This window comes from Spirosoma arboris (assembly GCF_009754945.1).
Classification (GTDB): Bacteria; Bacteroidota; Bacteroidia; order Cytophagales; family Spirosomataceae; genus Spirosoma; species Spirosoma arboris.
Window position 1 is genome coordinate 120,338 of the sequence record NZ_WPIN01000011.1, and the last position, 16,519, is coordinate 136,856.

At 46.6% G+C, this 16,519-nt stretch carries 14 protein-coding genes; 5 read left to right on the forward strand and 9 right to left on the reverse strand.

Annotation, left to right across the window (positions count from 1 at the left end):
* Nucleotides 1–159 precede the first annotated feature (159 nt).
* Entirely contained in the window at nucleotides 160–1,638 is a 1,479-nt protein-coding gene (locus GO755_RS25805) for a glycoside hydrolase family 30 protein (protein ID WP_157588193.1), read from the reverse strand.
* A 66-nt stretch (nucleotides 1,639–1,704) separates the two neighbouring features.
* A complete protein-coding gene (locus GO755_RS25810) occupies nucleotides 1,705–3,336 on the reverse strand; it encodes a SulP family inorganic anion transporter (protein ID WP_157588194.1) in 1,632 nt (543 codons plus the stop codon).
* A 110-nt stretch (nucleotides 3,337–3,446) separates the two neighbouring features.
* Between GO755_RS25810 and GO755_RS25815 the strand changes: the two genes are divergently transcribed.
* Both GO755_RS25815 and GO755_RS25820 read left to right on the forward strand, forming a co-directional pair.
* The gene (locus tag GO755_RS25815; protein ID WP_157588195.1) at nucleotides 3,447–4,688 is read left to right on the forward strand and encodes a THUMP-like domain-containing protein; all 1,242 of its coding nucleotides are present in this window, start codon (nucleotides 3,447–3,449) and stop codon (nucleotides 4,686–4,688) included.
* Between the two features lie 43 nt (nucleotides 4,689–4,731).
* Nucleotides 4,732–5,415, forward strand: a complete 684-nt coding sequence (locus GO755_RS25820) for a hypothetical protein (protein WP_157588196.1) — start codon at nucleotides 4,732–4,734, stop codon at nucleotides 5,413–5,415.
* An 82-nt stretch (nucleotides 5,416–5,497) separates the two neighbouring features.
* Here the strand turns inward: GO755_RS25820 and GO755_RS25825 are convergent, their stop codons facing one another.
* From GO755_RS25825 to GO755_RS25840, 4 genes are all read right to left on the reverse strand, one after another.
* Complete coding sequence (locus tag GO755_RS25825; RefSeq protein WP_157588197.1) at nucleotides 5,498–5,812, reverse strand: hypothetical protein; 315 nt, start codon at nucleotides 5,810–5,812, stop codon at nucleotides 5,498–5,500.
* A 335-nt stretch (nucleotides 5,813–6,147) separates the two neighbouring features.
* Nucleotides 6,148–6,981 carry an SPFH domain-containing protein gene (locus GO755_RS25830; protein WP_157588198.1) on the reverse strand — a complete coding sequence of 278 codons (834 nt, stop codon included), beginning with the start codon at nucleotides 6,979–6,981 and terminating at the stop codon, nucleotides 6,148–6,150.
* Complete coding sequence (locus GO755_RS25835) at nucleotides 6,978–7,175, reverse strand: hypothetical protein (RefSeq protein WP_157588199.1); 198 nt, start codon at nucleotides 7,173–7,175, stop codon at nucleotides 6,978–6,980. Before GO755_RS25835 ends, GO755_RS25830 begins: the two co-directional genes overlap by 4 nt.
* Nucleotides 7,176–7,495: 320 nt before the next feature.
* On the reverse strand, nucleotides 7,496–7,753 hold the full coding sequence (locus GO755_RS25840) for a hypothetical protein (protein ID WP_157588200.1): 258 nt from the start codon (nucleotides 7,751–7,753) through the stop codon (nucleotides 7,496–7,498).
* Between the two features lie 159 nt (nucleotides 7,754–7,912).
* On the opposite strand from GO755_RS25840, the gene GO755_RS25845 reads away from it, so the two are divergent.
* The 3 genes from GO755_RS25845 (at nucleotide 7,913) to GO755_RS25855 (ending at nucleotide 10,589) form a co-directional block, all read left to right on the forward strand.
* The gene (locus tag GO755_RS25845) at nucleotides 7,913–8,365 is read left to right on the forward strand and encodes a hypothetical protein (protein ID WP_157588201.1); all 453 of its coding nucleotides are present in this window, start codon (nucleotides 7,913–7,915) and stop codon (nucleotides 8,363–8,365) included.
* Between the two features lie 44 nt (nucleotides 8,366–8,409).
* Nucleotides 8,410–9,174: a hypothetical protein gene (locus tag GO755_RS25850; RefSeq protein ID WP_157588202.1), complete on the forward strand. Its 765-nt coding sequence runs from the start codon at nucleotides 8,410–8,412 to the stop codon at nucleotides 9,172–9,174.
* Nucleotides 9,175–9,236: 62 nt separating this feature from the next.
* Nucleotides 9,237–10,589, forward strand: coding sequence for a sensor histidine kinase (locus tag GO755_RS25855; protein WP_227687086.1), 1,353 nt, complete (start codon nucleotides 9,237–9,239; stop codon nucleotides 10,587–10,589).
* Nucleotides 10,590–10,601: 12 nt separating this feature from the next.
* Here GO755_RS25855 and GO755_RS25860 read toward each other — a convergent pair whose 3' ends face one another.
* The 3 genes from GO755_RS25860 to GO755_RS25870 form a co-directional block, all read right to left on the reverse strand.
* Nucleotides 10,602–11,924 (reverse strand): ATP-binding protein, encoded by a 1,323-nt coding sequence (locus GO755_RS25860; RefSeq protein WP_157588203.1) that lies wholly within the window; start codon nucleotides 11,922–11,924, stop codon nucleotides 10,602–10,604.
* A 98-nt stretch (nucleotides 11,925–12,022) separates the two neighbouring features.
* Nucleotides 12,023–13,060, reverse strand: a complete 1,038-nt coding sequence (locus tag GO755_RS25865) for a hypothetical protein (RefSeq protein ID WP_157588204.1) — start codon at nucleotides 13,058–13,060, stop codon at nucleotides 12,023–12,025.
* 11 nt (nucleotides 13,061–13,071) lie between these two features.
* Nucleotides 13,072–16,506 (reverse strand): eCIS core domain-containing protein, encoded by a 3,435-nt coding sequence (locus GO755_RS25870; protein WP_157588205.1) that lies wholly within the window; start codon nucleotides 16,504–16,506, stop codon nucleotides 13,072–13,074.
* Nucleotides 16,507–16,519 lie beyond the last annotated feature (13 nt).

Genomic DNA, 16,519 nt, shown 5'->3' on the forward strand with positions numbered 1-16,519 from the left:
GCAGCAGATAAGTGAAATTCTCGGCTGCAAAGAGAGTGGAACTACTCGGCTTTAATGTTATTTTAATATTAACAAATTGTCATTTTTGTTAGTGTATATACCTTCTTTATATGGTACAGGAGCGAATATGGCACGTATAACCTAGTGGTAGGTAGACTACTATCGCCATACGAAAGTACCCACAGCGCCAGCCGACAGTGTTGCGGTGGCTTGCTTGCCCTCACTATCAATAGTGAATGTCTGCGTGGATGGGCTATCGTTCAAAACAATCAGCACCATGCGGCCATCGGGCGTTTTGAACGCAACATTAGGTAAGTTTTTCACTTCATCGGATGCGATACGAACCGAACCCGGACGCACAAATTTAGAAGCGACTGCCACATTGTAATAAGCTGGATTCCGTTTGACGGAGTTCCCATTGATGGTTAACGCTCCCAAACACTGATCACAGCCACCGGGCGTGTGTGGATTTTGTTTCGGATCGGCAGCAAGATTCCATTGCAATACGGTTCGACTCCAGTTGCGGGTGGCGCCAATAATAAGCTCGCGAACATGCCACGCCAAATCGCCTTTCAGATTACCGGGTGCCCCTATCCATTGCTCTGTGAAGTACAGGTTTTTATCGGGATAGGCCTTATGTACCTCCGAGAGCGCACTGATAGATCCTCCGTACAAATGAAAAGCCGATCCATCAACGTATTTCCGAGCGTCGGGGTCGCTCAGGACGGTTATCGGGTAATCGGGCCGGTCAGCGTTATGGTCGTAAAGAATGATTTTCGTTTTGAGCTTAGCCGCTTTGAACGCAGGTCCCAGGCTTTTTTTGATAAACAGGGCCTGCTCGGCAGGCAGCATCAGCAAGCTAGGATTATTGCCCGGATGCAGCGGCTCATTCTGAATCGTGACAGCATCCAGTTGAATCCCCTCTTTTGCCATACCCTGAATGTATTTCACAAAATAGCGAGCGTAGGTATCATAATATTCAAGTTTCAGGCTTCCTCCTTTCGAGTTCCCATTGGACTTCATCCAGGTTGGTGGAGACCAGGGTGACCCCAGTAGTTTGATAGCTGGATTGATGGCGAGAATCTCTTTTAGAATCGGAATCAGATGCTGCTGATCGGGTGCCAGACTGAATTTCGCCAGGGTCGGATCGGTTTCGCCAGCGGGTAGGTCATCGTAGGAAAACACTTGCTCATCAAGGTCTGATGCACCGATGCTCACGCGTAGATAACTAACGCCAATGCCCTTGCCTTCGGTCGAGAACAGTTCTTTGAGCAGCTTAGCCCGAGCGGAAGTTTCCATTCGGCTGATGAGCATAGCACTCCCGCCCGTCAGCGTATAGCCGAAGCCATCAATAGTTTGGTAGGTTTGCGCCGGATCGATATGAATTGTTGGCGAATCCTTTCGCCCATCCTTGAAAGTCAACGAGGGCTGCTGAACGAATAAAACCGGCCGCGTCGGGTCCGTTAACCAAAATTCGATCCGGCCGGGAGTGGCCCCGCCTGGATTGGCCTGGCCTGAGGTGGCCCGATCAGAAGATGCCCGTTTTGAGCTAGTTTGTCCATAGCTGGCATTCGCGAAGGAGACGAGTAAGCTTATCAGAAAACTAACCAGAAACAACCGTACTGGGTGCTTATACATACGCATATTCAGGGCTCATATAGTGATTGAGACTCCCTGCGAATGTAAATCACTTTTTACCAAAAGCTACTGATGCGTTTCCGAAATCGATTTGTTACTCGCTGGCGATCGCTTCGTTTTTCGCTTCCGCCGATTCAGGTGGACATTCTTCAATTCATAGTGAATCCCCTGAACTTTAGCCGTTTCCTGGTAATCGTGGAGCATATTAAAAATATCGTGATCAATAAAGGGCGCTTTGGTCCCATCAATTAGTACTTCGTCACCCGATTCAAGCGAGTTCAGGGCTTCCTTCAATTGCGGTTTACTGAGAAAATAGAGATCTTTTTCGAATTCAATTGTCACTTTGTTCCCATTACGGGCCAACTGAAAAGTGGACTGGAAATTCGTGTACAGCACATACATGATTCCAACAACCGAACCGAGCGCAATACCAATGAGAAGATCGGTGAAGACAATACCAACGACCGTTACCATAAACGGCACAAACTGACTCCAGCCATCTCGGTATGTTTTTTTGAAAATCGACGGTTTCGCTAGTTTATAGCCGACCATAATCAGCACCGTCGCCAGACAGGACAAGGGAATCAGGTTGAGCAATGCGCCCCCTAAAAACACCGCCAGCATCAGAAAAACCCCATGTAGTATAGTCGACATACGCGTTCGGGCTCCGCCATAGACATTAGCCGATGTCCGCACCACAACCGACGTTACCGGCAGTCCGCCAATTAAACCCGACAACATATTACCAACGCCCTGCGCGATTAATTCCTGATTGGTAGACGATATACGTTTTGCTGAATCGAGCCGATCAGAGGCTTCGAGGTTCAGTAGAGTTTCGAGGCTGGCAACCAGGGCAATCGTAGCGGCAACTCCATAAATCTGTGGGTTGCTCAAACTACTGACATCAGGGAAATAGAAAATAGAAAACAGGCTTTTACCGGGCGATATAGTCGGAATTTGCACCATGTGCTGATGAGCCGTATCACCCAGGTACCAATCAGGAACTGCCACCCGAAAGAACTCATTCAAGGCCACGCCGGCACACACGACTACCAATGCAGCCGGAAAACTTTTGAAGATCGTTCGACTACTTCGCCCTGCCAGTACATCCCAGATAATTAAAAAAGCGAGTGAAACTAAGCTAATGACCACAGCACCCGGACTAGCTGTTTCGATAGCCCGGTATATTTCTGAGATGGTATTTTCGCCATCGGCCAATTGCTGAAACTCAAATTCTCCTTCATAGTCATTATCGCGGCCCAGAGCATGCGGAATTTGCTTCAGAATAATCACAATTCCGATGGCAACGAGCATTCCCTTAATAACGCTATCCGGAAAAAAACTACTGAAACGACCTGCTTTAATCAGGCCGAGTAGTAATTGCATCAGGCCCGCCAGAACAACAGCAACCAGAAATGCTTCGTAAGAGCCTACTTTTGCAATGGAGTCGGCCACAATAACCGCCAAACCGGCAGCGGGTCCACTCACACTAATTTCGGAACCCGATAGCAGGCCAATCACCATGCCACCAACCATCCCCGCTACCAGGCCTGAAAACAAAGGGGCACCCGATGCCAGAGCGATACCCAGGCAAAGCGGCAAAGCCACTAAAAAAACAGACAAACTAGCGGGAACATCCCGTCGAAAATAGGCTGCTTTATAATGCGTAAGGGTGTGAAGAGGGCTAACTAATTTCATAAACGGTAGTTTTGCAGGCTTTGATGCGAGTTTGTAACGCCCAATCAATTGAACTCGTTGCACAAAATTAAAAACAAATTAAAATTTGATTAAAAATCAATTAATAAAAATTGTTCACTCCACTTTCTCCCAGCGAACGGCAGTTTATTCAGCATCACCTTACCGATGATGTTCGGATAGTATTGCTACGCCCAAATCCGCCTGGATTAGATGTAAAAAAGCTGGCTTCCCAAATTGCAGCCCGGCAAAAAGCTCGGGAGAAATTACCTACCTGGTACGCGAACGATCAATTAATTTTCCCACCAGCACTGTCTGTAGAACAGGCATCTTCTGAGCGAACAGCCCTCTATAAAGCCTCGCTCGTGCAGGGCGAATTACTAGTCGATCTCACGGGGGGTATGGGCGTTGACACATGGGCATTTGCCCAGCAGGTTGCACACGTAATGTATATAGAACACCAGCCCGAACTGGCGGCACTGGCAGCTCACAATTTACCGCTACTGGGTAGTTTGAACGTAACGGTTCAGGTCGGAAATGGCTTATCCTTACTCGACAATCAAGAAGGGAACACGCCCAAATGGAGCTCACTGGCCAAACCCGCCGACTGGATTTATCTGGACCCTCATCGGCGCGATGAGCAGGGTGGACGAGTTGTAAGTCTCGAAAGCTGCGAACCCGATATTACCCAGCCCGGCGTCGTTTCAACCTTATTAAAAAGGGCCAGAAAAATTTTAGTGAAGGCATCCCCGTTACTTGACATCGATACAGCCGTCAGACAGTTATCTGATTTAGTCGAATCGGTGCATATTGTGGCCGTTCAGGGAGAAGTCAAAGAAATTTTATTAACACTTAGTAATCAACTTATTAAAAAAGACGACATTAAATTTAACACTGTTAACCTGTTAAATAACAAAGTCGTTCTGTTGCAGTTTCAGTGGCAGGAGGAACGTGGTGCCGCTGTTGAGTTGGGCAACCCGCAACGGTACATTTATGAGCCCAATGCAGCCGTGTTAAAGGCTGGCGCATTTCGATTAATAGCCGCCCGGTTTGGCCTGGCCAAGCTGGCTCCCAACAGTCATTTATACACGAGCAATGAATTAAGGTCGGATTTTCCCGGCCGGATATTTGAGCTTCAGGACATGATTAAACCAGATAGTAAAGCCGTGAAAGTAGCCGTTCCAGACCTGAAAGCGAACCTCACTGTGCGCAACTTCCCGCAGACGGTAGCCGAGTTGCGAAAGAAATTATCGTTGCGTGAAGGGGGGGCTATTTATATTCTGGCAACAACATTACTAAATGGCGACAAACGCTTGTTGATTACAAAAAAAGCAGATCAAAACCAGTCTAACTAACTTAACAACATCCCGGCGCAAGCCAATTAAACTACATACAACCATGAACACTTTAGTACGTTATATCCTGATTATAGGGCTATTAACCATCAAAACTTCAACCTTTGCTCAAACCGTTTATGCAGGAGAAAGCACGATTGACAAGGCGAAAGTATCGGGCCTCTATTTAACGCTACAGGGCGATGGCAAGCAGATCGAAAAAGATTGGGAAACACAACTTCAGAAATTCGGCCGGCTCACGTCGTCTCGTGGCACCTATCGTGTTCCCAATGCCAGTATTTCATCAATTTCATCAGAGCCGATTAATTTAGTTAGTACAGTAAAATCATCGCGGACATCGGCTACTATTTTTGCCGGTTTTGACCTCGGCAATGGCAACTTTGTAACGCCGGGTGGCACAGGTTACTCAGCCGCCGAAGCCCTATTAAAAGGCTTTGCCGACAGCACCTTATATGGTCAGGAAGTAAAAACGGCCGAAGGCGGATTCGATGAAGCCCAGAAGAATCATCAGAAAATGGTTCGAAAGGGGGAACAGTTGCAGCGCGCTATTGAGCAAAATGGCAAAGAAAAAGAGAAGCTGCTGAAGCGGATTGATGAAAATGCCAAGGAGCTGGAACAGCTAAATAAAGATGTGGAGACCAACAAAACCGATCAGGCAACAGCGCTCACGGAATTGGAAAGTCGCAAAAGCAACATCGAAGCCGTGAAGGCGAAGAAGAATAATTAACGCTTAAAGGACTCGATTTTACGATGCCATTAGTTGGCTAAAGATCACTCAGAGCCGTCACCGTTGTGGCGGCTCTAATTGTTTATAAGAGTCTGATCACCCGCAAATCGCTGTCGAGTTTGAAATAACCCCGATCCAAGAACCCAACAATCGCGTTTAGTTTCGCTTCGAACGGCGTATCGCCGTAGGATACTGCGCCCACCCCAACGATATGCACGTTGGATTTCCCAGCCCGATTTCGTGCTGCGGTGAGTAGCACTTCGGGTTTATACGGACAGGCAACGTAGGTGTCGCAAAGGGCTGCATAGTCGGCAAGTATACGGTTGCAATCTGTTTCGGATAAGAATTCGACGCCGTGTCGGGGTAGCTGGTTCTGGATTTCCTGAATTCGGTTCATGGCTGCAATCTACCGATTTCGATTATCGTGTGTTTACCAAATCGTTCGGACTAGTCTCCTGTTACTTGTTCTCAATAGAGGCTGCGAATATACCTCTATTGAGAATATAATGATAAAAAGCGGCACAACGGCGAGCCTCTGCCGTCATAAAAAACGTTGGCACCAAGGGCACCAACGTTTGATCTAACCCATAAGTGCTTACGCGGGACATATATGTGAAAAGCGTAAGCGGCAACAAATTAGTTATAGCTAATCAATAACCAGTAACTTAATTAATTATACGGCGGTAGCTAATTAGTATCAGCTAGTTATGTGTCAAGACAAGGGAAATAAGGTTATTTAATTGGCAGTTGAATCATTGTCGAACTACTAGTACCTAGTTGTGTCGTTGGCAGGCTACCATCCCACTTAGCAATCCACTGTTGCTGAATAAGCATGGGGGTTAATGTTTTTTGTTTTAGCTCATTGGCCCTCGCTTCTGCCTCTGCTTCAATGATTTTAGCCCGTGCAATACCACTAGCTTTCGTAACGGCAATTTCAGCGCTGGCTTTTTCGGCGGCAACCTGGTTGTTGAGCCGTAACGCGTTTTGTACCGCGGTATTCTTAGCATCAATCATAGCCTGTAACGACTCAGGCGGTGTGAGATTCGACGTGATGTTTTCGAAAGAGAAGCCGTCATCGGTCAATGATTTGCGCAATTTTGCCTCTACCTGTTCTTCAAAACCAACCCGGTTATTGACTAAAGAATCGGGTGTAAAGGTGTTGGCAACATCGCGGTAGGAGTTATAGACAATCGTGCGTAAGATGTTATTCTCAATATCGGGGAGTTCTTTCCGGTATTTCCGATACACATTGGCTCCCTGGCCTTTCACTAAATGGTAGTTTAAGGTAGGGTCAATTTTGAAAAGCGTCCCTCCTTTTGCACTGACCGTAAACGGGTCAAAATCTTTGGTCTGTGTGAAGGTAGGATACTGTTCAATGAAGGACGTAAGGGGATTAAAGAATATCCATCCCGTTACATTCTCAATGTCATTGGCTCCCCGATCAGAACCGATCTTGCTCACCTTAATTCCTTCGTGGGAGGCATCAACGGTGGTGCAACTTTTACTAATGATGACAATCCCCAACAGGAGTCCGATACTCCAAATAGCAATACTTACCTTATTCATTTTGAGTTGTGGTTAAATGGATTCTTAGTGAAGGCTTTAGTTTTAAACGAGATAACGAGTAACCCGGCCAGGAAGAATAGTCCGACGATATTTAGAGCGGTGTTTTTCTGATTGAGCAGTGTAAAGCCCGTATCAACGGACAGAACAAAACAGACAGCCCAGGCCAGGACAAGAAAAATTCGTTGTGTGTTCATTGGTGTAAGGGGTTATTTTCTACTGGCGAAGGTAATCGCGGTAGAACCCCTTGCCCGATTATTTTTTTTAAATGGCCAAAACAGCCATTTTTCGGGCCAATTGTCTGTATGAAGCTGGATTAAGTCGTCAAGCCAGTCTCTTTATTAAACCAGTCTCGACTGGTTTAATAAAGAGACTGGCCCCTCTCCCAAAACAGGAGAGGGGTGCAGAGTGTGGATGCAAGTTAGAAATTAACAGACCTGCCCTAAAGGGGAGAAAATTTGGGTAGGCTGCCCCCCCCTTCAGGGGCTGGGGGGGTATTTTCAGATAAGGGAAACTTCTAGCGGAGTAGCCAGGGCAGTCCGTTTTCGATACCTTTCGAAATGGGCGTTAGCCGTTGAAACGCATCTTTCCGCCCTTCCACATCAGCCGTGTCGAACCGTTTATACGTAGCCCAATCGACATAAGCGGTATTCGTATGCTTATGTAAAAAGCCGCCAGAGGCAATTTTTTCGGCATCCAATTCTGGGGTATACACGACAGTCAGTGTAACCGACTCCGTTTCACCTTTTGGATAAAATGTCCAGGTTAGCTTCATAGTCCTCAAAATTATAAAATCTTCCGCTATTGATGAATAGCCACATTTCGTCAGCTAATCACCACTTATAAAGCGATTCCTACCCAACATAGAGTTAAGCCATTGAGATCTGCTTTGTCCGCTAGCTTTGGCTTCGTTCCTCCCATTGATTTAAATCGAATGAAAATTAGCCCTTTAGTAGTCACCGCAAGTTTGCTGTTCACCTTAGCGCTGGTCGTTCATACGGCACAGGCGCAAACGCCAAAAGAATCGCTGCTGATTACTCACCTTGTCAAAGGTGCCAATCAGCCAGGTGCACATTCAGAAGGCGACGTTTTTCTCATGGTCAAAATTGGGAAAATCGAGTACATAGCCGAGCTTGAATCGGGCAAAGTGGTCAGTCAACACAATGCAGACGTTGTTGGTGGTGGCCTGTGTGGCAATTATGCCGAAGTCAGCGTAAATCTGTTAAATAAAGCCCAGCAGGAAACAGCCCAGGGAGCCGGTCAGGTATTAAAATTCAGCAACGGCAAATGGAAAATGATTGCCTTATCGGAAGGTGATTACGCCTGCGACAAATTGAAAGGCATCTCTCAGGCCGTTATAACCTGCTTAAAAGTCGAGTGCAATTGAGTTTCCAACAGTTCGCCTTTTTTAACCAACACTTACCTACAATTATGAAAATTTTAGCCATCCTGTTTCTGTCCATTTTGGTTCTTGGTTTCCTGTTTGTCCAATGGGCCAACAAACCAGAAAATGTTGAGGCATTACAGAAAAAACGAGCCATGGAGGCCGCTCAAAAAATAAAGGATGAGAAAAAACAGGTCGCCATTCAGAAAGAGCAAGTTGTTGTTCAGAAAGAAATTGAAACGAAAAAAGCTAGTATGAAACTGGCGATTGACGAGAACTTTGCCAATAGTCGGTTTGAACAACTTGACTTCAGGTACAGTAACATCAGCTATTTTGACGTCAAGAAAAATGAATTGAATTTTTCGGGGATGGTTTACAAAGGCCAAAATCCGCAGGCTTATTTTATGATCTCCAATGATGACTTTGGCGATTTTACGGCAGAAATGCAGACGGGCATCTGGGGTGGTGATTCCTACGCAGGAATTTTTTGGGGTGCTCAACCCAATGGTGACAAAAATCCCAACCAGTATCAGGCGGCTTATGCGTCGCCGAATACCCTATATGTCGAAGCCGGCGATGATGAGCATTTCGGTCTTGGCGGCTTGATTTCGAGCGAAAATAATCAACTGCTTCGTGTGGAGCGATTTGGCAAACACGTACAGATTAGTGTGAACGGCAGAGTTCTTTTTAACGAAAATGTAGCATCAGCCGAACGAGGCAAGGTCGGCATTATCATCGGCCATCGGGGCGGAATTCGTCCTAATATTGAGTCCATTAGCATTGGCATAAAACAGTTTAAAGTTTGGCAATAACTTCTCGCTGTAACGTCAGTTGTGTATATTCGTGGAAGCAAGGATAATCTCTTTCGTTTCGTATGTCGTCTGGCGACCAGGTCATGTTTTTCTACTTAGGCGCAGTTAGTGCGATCTGGGTACTAAACGCCGTGCGGTGGAGTTTTTCCAGGAGTTGGATCGATGGTCTGTTTACCCTGCTGGTGCTCATTTCACTTACTCAGTCGCTCTACTTCTCACTATTTGGCGATACCATTCAATTAACAAAAGCGGGCTATTCGGCTAGTCATAGCCTGCACCGGGGCCTGATAAAAATCATTTTTCTGGAGTTGATTTACCTGCTCTTTGGCGGTGTCAACTGGCAACCTTCGTCGAGGAAATGGTGGCGCTGGGGGCAGGCCGGTATGGCAATTTGCATGCTGACCGATATTGGGTTACTCTTACTGTCAGACAAGGATTGGTATCAGACATCAGCGGGCCATATCGTTTCTGGATTGTACTGGTGCTTACTCATAGGCATCAGTGTGTTGGGTATCCGAATAGCGGCCAAACGACCAAATGCTACCGGAAAAACATTTATCATGGGTAGTATTTTTATGCTGCTGAATGAGATGTACGTCCTGATCTATGCATTGATCCATAAATGGCCTTTTCCAGACACGATCGTATCCATTGATTTGCAAAGACAGCTCCTTTGGGGCGGACGCATCTTTGAATTGCTCTGGTTTTCGATTTGTCTGGTTTTCTACCAGCGCTATGTGGCCGTGACCAAGGCGATCGAACAAACCCAATTGACCGAGCAATTAAAGCAGGAACGGCTGGAGGCTGAATTGTCGATGCGCCGATTAGAGCAGGAAAAGACCGATGTTCAACTACGAGCCTTGCAGGCCCAGGTCAACCCGCATTTCCTCTTCAACAGCCTTAACTCGTTATCTGCCCTGATTGATGACGATCAGCAGCAAGCCAGTCAGTTTGTTGATCAACTTAGCCTGGTTTACCGATACTTATTAAAAACAACCGACCAATCCCTAACGACGCTTGCCAGCGAACTCGACTTTATTGATTCATATTATCACCTGCTCAAAACTCGTCATGGTAATGGGTTAACACTCACGGTACACGTCGACTCTGCTTACCAAACCCGATTAATTCCGCCCCTAACCCTCCAGTTACTGGTCGAAAATGCCGTGAAGCACAACATCATCCTGGCAAGTAATCCGTTATGCATCGATATCTTTACCGATGAAGTTGGCTATTTAGTGGTGCGTAATAATCTCCAGCGCAAGCGAACGCTTGTTTTATCAAATGGAATCGGATTGTCGACTATTCTTACCCAGTATCACAAACTCGACCAGCCAGCCCCAGACATCATTGAAGGCGATGGCAGGTTCACGGTTCGCCTGCCGCTCATTCAATCTCAGGTCGAACTCGTTTAGCCCTGAAATTGCCTAAAGCACTTTTCCTTCCTTAGCATATTCCCGCAGAATGGCGCTTTCCAGGCGTTTGCGATCCAGGGAACGCGACTTATCAGCCAATACTTCCACAGCGCAGTAATGCACTACATTCAGAATACTGGCTCCTGTCATTTCAAAGCGAGCGGCTATCTGCTGCCAATCAATATCGTCGGCAATATGAATCTGAGTGGGTAACGTTCGCTGCCAGATCGCCTGCCGTTCTTCGGTTCGTGGTATTGGAAAATGAATAATCGTCTGGAAGCGCCGAATGAACGCTTCATCGATATTGGATCGCTGATTGGTTGCCAGAATGACCAGCCCGTTATAACTTTCAATGCGTTGCAGTAGATAGGCCACTTCCTGGTTGGCATACTTATCATGAGCATCGCGGATATCCGTCCGTTTACCAAATATGGCATCGGCTTCATCGAAAAAAAGAATCCAGGATTTGTTCTCCGCCTTATCAAACAGTCGCGACAGGTTTTTTTCGGTTTCACCGATGTACTTAGAGACCACACGCGATAAGTCGATACGAAACACGTCTTTGCCCGTGTGCTTTCCCAACAGGGTAGCCGTCAGTGTTTTACCAGTACCTGGCGGGCCGAAAAACAAAGCTCGATAGCCAGGTTTAATCCGTTTCCCCATGCCCCAATCCTGCAAAAGCGTATCGTTATGCGTAATCCAGTGTTCAATTTCACGTATCTGACGCTGCGTACCGGGGTGCAGCACCAAATCACTCCATTCCATAGCGGTCTCAATGTGTTCGGCCGGAAAATCAATACTGAAGCGCGGTCGACTGACAACTCCTATCGTTAATTGTTCTACCAGCTCAGCATCAAGCACTAAACGCCCACTCATGGCAGGTTCACCTTCGTGCACAGGTTCAAGCCACAAGATGTGTTTCTGCGAAAACCAGTGTTCATGGCTAAGAATAGACTGAATATCAATCCGTTTGCTTAACTCATCGCCTGCCAGTACAAATTGGGCCGTTTCGCCGGTAGGGATAATCCCCCGGTGACTTGCCCCCTTAACTCCACCAAATTCGGGCAGGTCGCCCCCTTCGGGCAGGAATTTGGCAATGAGTTGATTAAAAAATCTCGGCTGCAAGTGAGGGGTCAGAGCCAGCAGCAACAGTACATATTCATCGAAAGAAGGTTGATACGTTTTAATAAATGCGGCAAAAGGCGAGTCGTCTTCGTAGTAAGCCGTACCGCTCACCTCTATTTCTTCTGTCTGCCCAAAATGCACTTTCAGCCGACCGGTAACGACCGACCGAAGGTAATTGAGCGCAGTGGTGAGATTAACGGCATTAACCATAGGAGGCTTACTGAGGCTTATTTATACGAAATTATTGGTAGCACAGGCGATTAAAAGAACACAGTTATCATGGAGAAAATTGTATTTATTTCATCACGCTAAACAGTCAAAAAATCGAGCAATTCAACGTCTGTTTTAAGAAAATCTATCGCTTTTTGAGTTTGGTTTTTATTTTCTTTACTCCATCGTTTATTATAGGCAATAACGTGCATAATGGAGTTGCTCTCTCTATATATTTGAATAGTCATCCATGTATTTTTATCGACTTGCTCTTCAAGAAGTTTCCACCCATACTCCATTGTTAAAAGCGAATGAAACGCGTTTATTTGCTCATTGGGGTCAAAATTTAAGGAAGCTTGCCAATCGAAACCTAGCCAGTGATAGATGACTAATTTACCAGCTTTTATTTCAATCGCGTCGAATCCTGGCCAAGTAGTTGGATTATCCGTTAGTTCAGTTTCGATAGGGGGTTTAGGGCTTTGTCGTTCAAATACTACCTGTTGATGCTGATCAGGTTTAGCACCTAACTGAAGATAATCGTTTAGTTCAGTTTCAGGGTTTTCTGAATGGTGACTTCTGTGCAGTAATATGGCTAGAGGAAGACAAAAGCTGGATAAAGTCATGCTCCAGAGTGGATGGTCGGGGCAAAGAGCCAAGTCGAACAAATTTCCTATATTAGTTTTAGGGATCAGTTCCAGCCATTCATGCTCAGTGTCGATGTGCCCTTCATGTATTCCTGTATGTTCTAAATCAGAGAAATCGTTTTCAATTATTTTCCTGATCAATACCTGAAGGCTTCGATGCAGTTTATGATTCGGTAGTTTTAGTTCAGCAGCCCTTTTTAAATGATTATCGGAATGGCTATTACCGATGTAAGCCAATAAAGCTAAATTGGTAAAAACAGGAAAAACAGTATCCTGCCTCAGTACATTATTGTCTTTTTCTACGTAATAAGCTAGCCACTTATCGGTGAATTTTTTAGTCTCTTCATAAAGCTTATCGTCCCCACACATAAGTCCCAAAAGGCCTAATTTATGATTACCGATTAATTCTGTTTCCTTCCCCCAATTAGCCAAACTTTTAATTAGCTTTTGGCGGATGTCAAATCGATTGGAAGCAATATTAATCCAGGCCATTCCAGTATTAATTAAATTGTTTGTGTAGTAACCGTTACATTTCCTAACACCTGAGATACGTCCTCTTTTGATAAGCTATAGGGTTCTTTAGTTAATATAGCCCTTAATTTTACCATGATAACCCCTTTCACTTTTGCCAGCGTGGCGTCACTGATTTTAGCTTTACCCGCCAGAAAATAAGTGACGGTAACTTGCCCGGACTTCAGCAGAGAATCTATCTTTTTTACTTTATCTAAATCTCCACTTTCAAGAAGTTTTTCTCGTTTTTGGGTAATATTAGTCAGCAGATTATCGGTTGTTGCCGAGAACGGATTATCCCTCTCCTGCTGCTTTTGCTGGTTCTGGTAGCCAAAGTATTGCGGATGGTCCCCAAAAGCTCCTTTCGTATCGCCAATATGCAATTGACCTCCTCCTGGTTTCGAACTGCTCTGAATACCAAACTGGTCGAAACCAGGGTCCATAAGCCTTTTATCCGAAGCAACCAATGATTCAAATTCAGGCTTATTCGCTTTCAACCAGTCGTCAGCTGCTTTCTCAGCTGCCAGAAGCTTTTCATTGCTTGTTGTGCGTTGCCAGTTACTCCGAGTTTCATTCCAGAACCAGGTAGTTCCGGCGGAATCTTTGCAATAATCATGGAGATTTCCCCCATGCGACCGGGCTTTATATTTTTCAATGGGCTGAACAGCTCCCGGTGGCACACCATGACCATCATCCTCCTGAAGCTGAATCGAATCCTTAACCGGGTTAACCTCTCCTCGAATATGGTACTTAATACCTGGCTCATCCACCACCGTTAACGAAACTAACCGATATTTTTTCTTAATGGACGCAAGAGTGGTAGTCATTTTCTTCCTATCCATTTTAGGCTCTTTTCCGGCAGTTTCGGCTTCTTTTACGGCTGCGTTCAGATCTTTTTCTTTTTCTGCTGGCGACCGGGTATCGTCTTTATCCTTGTTGAATAGATTTTTCATCTTCTTCAACATCTCCCCTATCCAGGCTACAATTTTATCCAGTCCCCTATCAATTGGTTGACGGATACGCTTGATAATGCCGACCAGTTTGTCGGGTACGTTGCCCAGACCGACAAACTTGGCCAGGAACGCGATGATGACGGTCAGCGTGTTGGCCATGACCTGTTCAACTTTCTTGGCAGCGCCTTCTACCTGACCTGAGGCAATGGCGGAGATGGAGTCGATAAAGGAAGCGACGACGGCAGCAATCTGGTTGATTTTCTGGATGAAGAACGTAACGGTATTGTAGATGGCAATAATGGCCTGCACGACTGCGCCCGCCGGGTTCAGCATGCTTACCAGTTTCATAACAGCGGCTTTGACCACCTCGGTCGTAATCATCTGAGTGATCTGAGCGATCATCTGATCTTTCATCTCACTGAGTTCAGCTTTGATCTGATCCCAGGCGGCCACAGGTCCATCTTTCACAAGCGTAACCAGTATACCTGCCGTTTTTTCCAGCACGACCAATACAGGCTCCGGAATGATTTTGACCAGTTTGCTGCGAATATTTTGCCAGGTCAGGCCCAGGACGGAGAGTACCAGCTTGATGATCTCGAATAAATCGAATGACTTTGGAATATATACCCCTGCTTCGCCAAGAGGTCCGGTAAGCCACTTGATCAGAGCCGTTTTTAAGTGCTCAAGAATGTTACTCGCAAACAGTTCAAAGCCTCGTTTTCCCGCCTTCACCAGGTTATTAACAAAGCCAATCGGGTTTTTCAGGATGGCGTGAAAAGCTGCTTTGGCTTTCGCAATGTAGGGCATGACGCCGGGTGCCACCACCGAGAAGAGTATCTCCAACAGGCTGATAACCTGATTGAGGCCCCAACTGATAAAATCGGACGCGATGCTGGCAAAGGAGCCGACAATTTTGGTGAATGCCCCGGCTACTGTAATAATATCCTGAAAGGTCAGGGAAGTCAATGTATCGACAATTCGGCGCGGGATCGTGCGAACGAAGCCCATTAAGCCCTCCAGCGCGCCCTGGAACCACGCCCAGGCACGGGGAATGGCGTTGCCTTTTTTGATGTTTTCCCAGATTTCCTCCTGCCCTATCAATTTCATAAACCCGCCAATGAGCGTATCGGCATTGCGGGGAACCGGTTCGCCCGTAATGGGGTCTTCGCCGAGAATGGCTTTGAGTAAATCATAACCACGGGTGCCCTGAGCCAACGCAGCCAGGGGTTTCAGAATCGCATCCTTAACAATCTTCAGTATTTCGGTTACGACGTTGCCTGCAAAGTCAATCAACCGCCCGACGGGTTCGCTAAAGATGCGTTTGGCCCGATCCCACACGCCCCCAAGGTCGAATATATCGGTCCAGCTAAGCGAGTCGATGAAGCGATCCAGACTGGCTTTCAGATCACTTCCGATGTTGCCCAGCGTGGCCAGTTTCTGCTCAACCCAAGCTCCGGCCTTGTTGAACACTCCATGATTGTCGAGTGCCTGCGTAATCAGGTGCCCGCCCGGTACTAACTCCACCAGCGCCCGTAGAATATTGGCAGCACTCCGATCGGTAGACTGCATATTGATGGGATTGAACCCCAATATGATGGTCAGCAGTCGGTAACCGGGAATATTGTAGGCCTTATCGGCGAAGTAATCCAGAGCATCCTGTACGCCCAATCGCTGAATGGGCGGTGGTGTTGTGGCCGTTGCTACTTTGGGACTACGCTGAATCGAATGGCCCTGTTGTATAGTATGGGTCAGTTCGTGAGCCAGCAATTGCTTGCCATCGCTGGTACCGGGCTGGTACTGATCGCGGGAGAAAAAGATGTGATTCTGATATGTAAATGCTCTGGCACTCAGGTGATTGTTTATACTAGCCGATTCGGGATCACTATGAATTCGGACATTGCTAAAGTCGGCACCAAAACGCGGTTCCATATAACTACGTACATCGCCCGACATCGGCTGCCCACCCGTCGTTTTGTTCTGAATCGCCGACTGCGTACTCGCTGCAACGGCGGGTGCCCCATCACCGCTTTTTCGCTGCAGTTTATCATCTTCTTTCTTTTGAAGCTTGTCGTCCTGAGCCGGGGCTTTCTGGAGTTTATCGTCTTCTTTCTTCTGAATTTTCGTTTCGTTCAGCTCAGCCTTCTGCACCTTATCGTCGGGCATACTGGCTTTCTGAATTTTGTCATCTTCTTTTTTCTGAAGTTTATCGTCTGGCTGCCGTTGTAGTTTGTCATCTTTGGTGGAGGTTGCCGGGGCAGGCATCCGCATGACTTTATCCGCCATTTTATCGGCTTCCTGCTCAAATTTATCGCCGGGCTGATTCACCCGCATTTTCATCTGAACAGCGGGGGCAGCGGTCTGGGTAGCTGGCTCGAAAAAATCACCACCACCCGCCTTCGCAAAGAAAGGCTGATTCGTTACCTGAGAAGCAGGTTTCGAAGGGGTTGCCGATGATTTATCTGAGCCGGATTTCATGGTTAATTCATGC

Bases quoted from the DNA above. Each gene is read 5' to 3' on its own strand.
- GO755_RS25830 (WP_157588198.1), bottom strand. From the start codon at position 6,981: ATGAATAAGGTAAGTATTGCTATTTGGAGTATCGGACTCCTGTTGGGG.
- GO755_RS25805 (WP_157588193.1), bottom strand. From the start codon at position 1,638: ATGTATAAGCACCCAGTACGGTTGTTTCTGGTTAGTTTTCTGATAAGC.
- GO755_RS25810 (WP_157588194.1), bottom strand. From the start codon at position 3,336: ATGAAATTAGTTAGCCCTCTTCACACCCTTACGCATTATAAAGCAGCC.
- GO755_RS25835 (WP_157588199.1), bottom strand. From the start codon at position 7,175: ATGAACACACAACGAATTTTTCTTGTCCTGGCCTGGGCTGTCTGTTTT.
- GO755_RS25865 (WP_157588204.1), bottom strand. From the start codon at position 13,060: ATGGCCTGGATTAATATTGCTTCCAATCGATTTGACATCCGCCAAAAG.
- GO755_RS25870 (WP_157588205.1), bottom strand. From the start codon at position 16,506: ATGAAATCCGGCTCAGATAAATCATCGGCAACCCCTTCGAAACCTGCT.
- GO755_RS25845 (WP_157588201.1), top strand. From the start codon at position 7,913: ATGAAAATTAGCCCTTTAGTAGTCACCGCAAGTTTGCTGTTCACCTTA.
- GO755_RS25860 (WP_157588203.1), bottom strand. From the start codon at position 11,924: ATGGTTAATGCCGTTAATCTCACCACTGCGCTCAATTACCTTCGGTCG.
- GO755_RS25850 (WP_157588202.1), top strand. From the start codon at position 8,410: ATGAAAATTTTAGCCATCCTGTTTCTGTCCATTTTGGTTCTTGGTTTC.
- GO755_RS25855 (WP_227687086.1), top strand. From the start codon at position 9,237: ATGTCGTCTGGCGACCAGGTCATGTTTTTCTACTTAGGCGCAGTTAGT.
- GO755_RS25825 (WP_157588197.1), bottom strand. From the start codon at position 5,812: ATGAACCGAATTCAGGAAATCCAGAACCAGCTACCCCGACACGGCGTC.
- GO755_RS25840 (WP_157588200.1), bottom strand. From the start codon at position 7,753: ATGAAGCTAACCTGGACATTTTATCCAAAAGGTGAAACGGAGTCGGTT.
- GO755_RS25820 (WP_157588196.1), top strand. From the start codon at position 4,732: ATGAACACTTTAGTACGTTATATCCTGATTATAGGGCTATTAACCATC.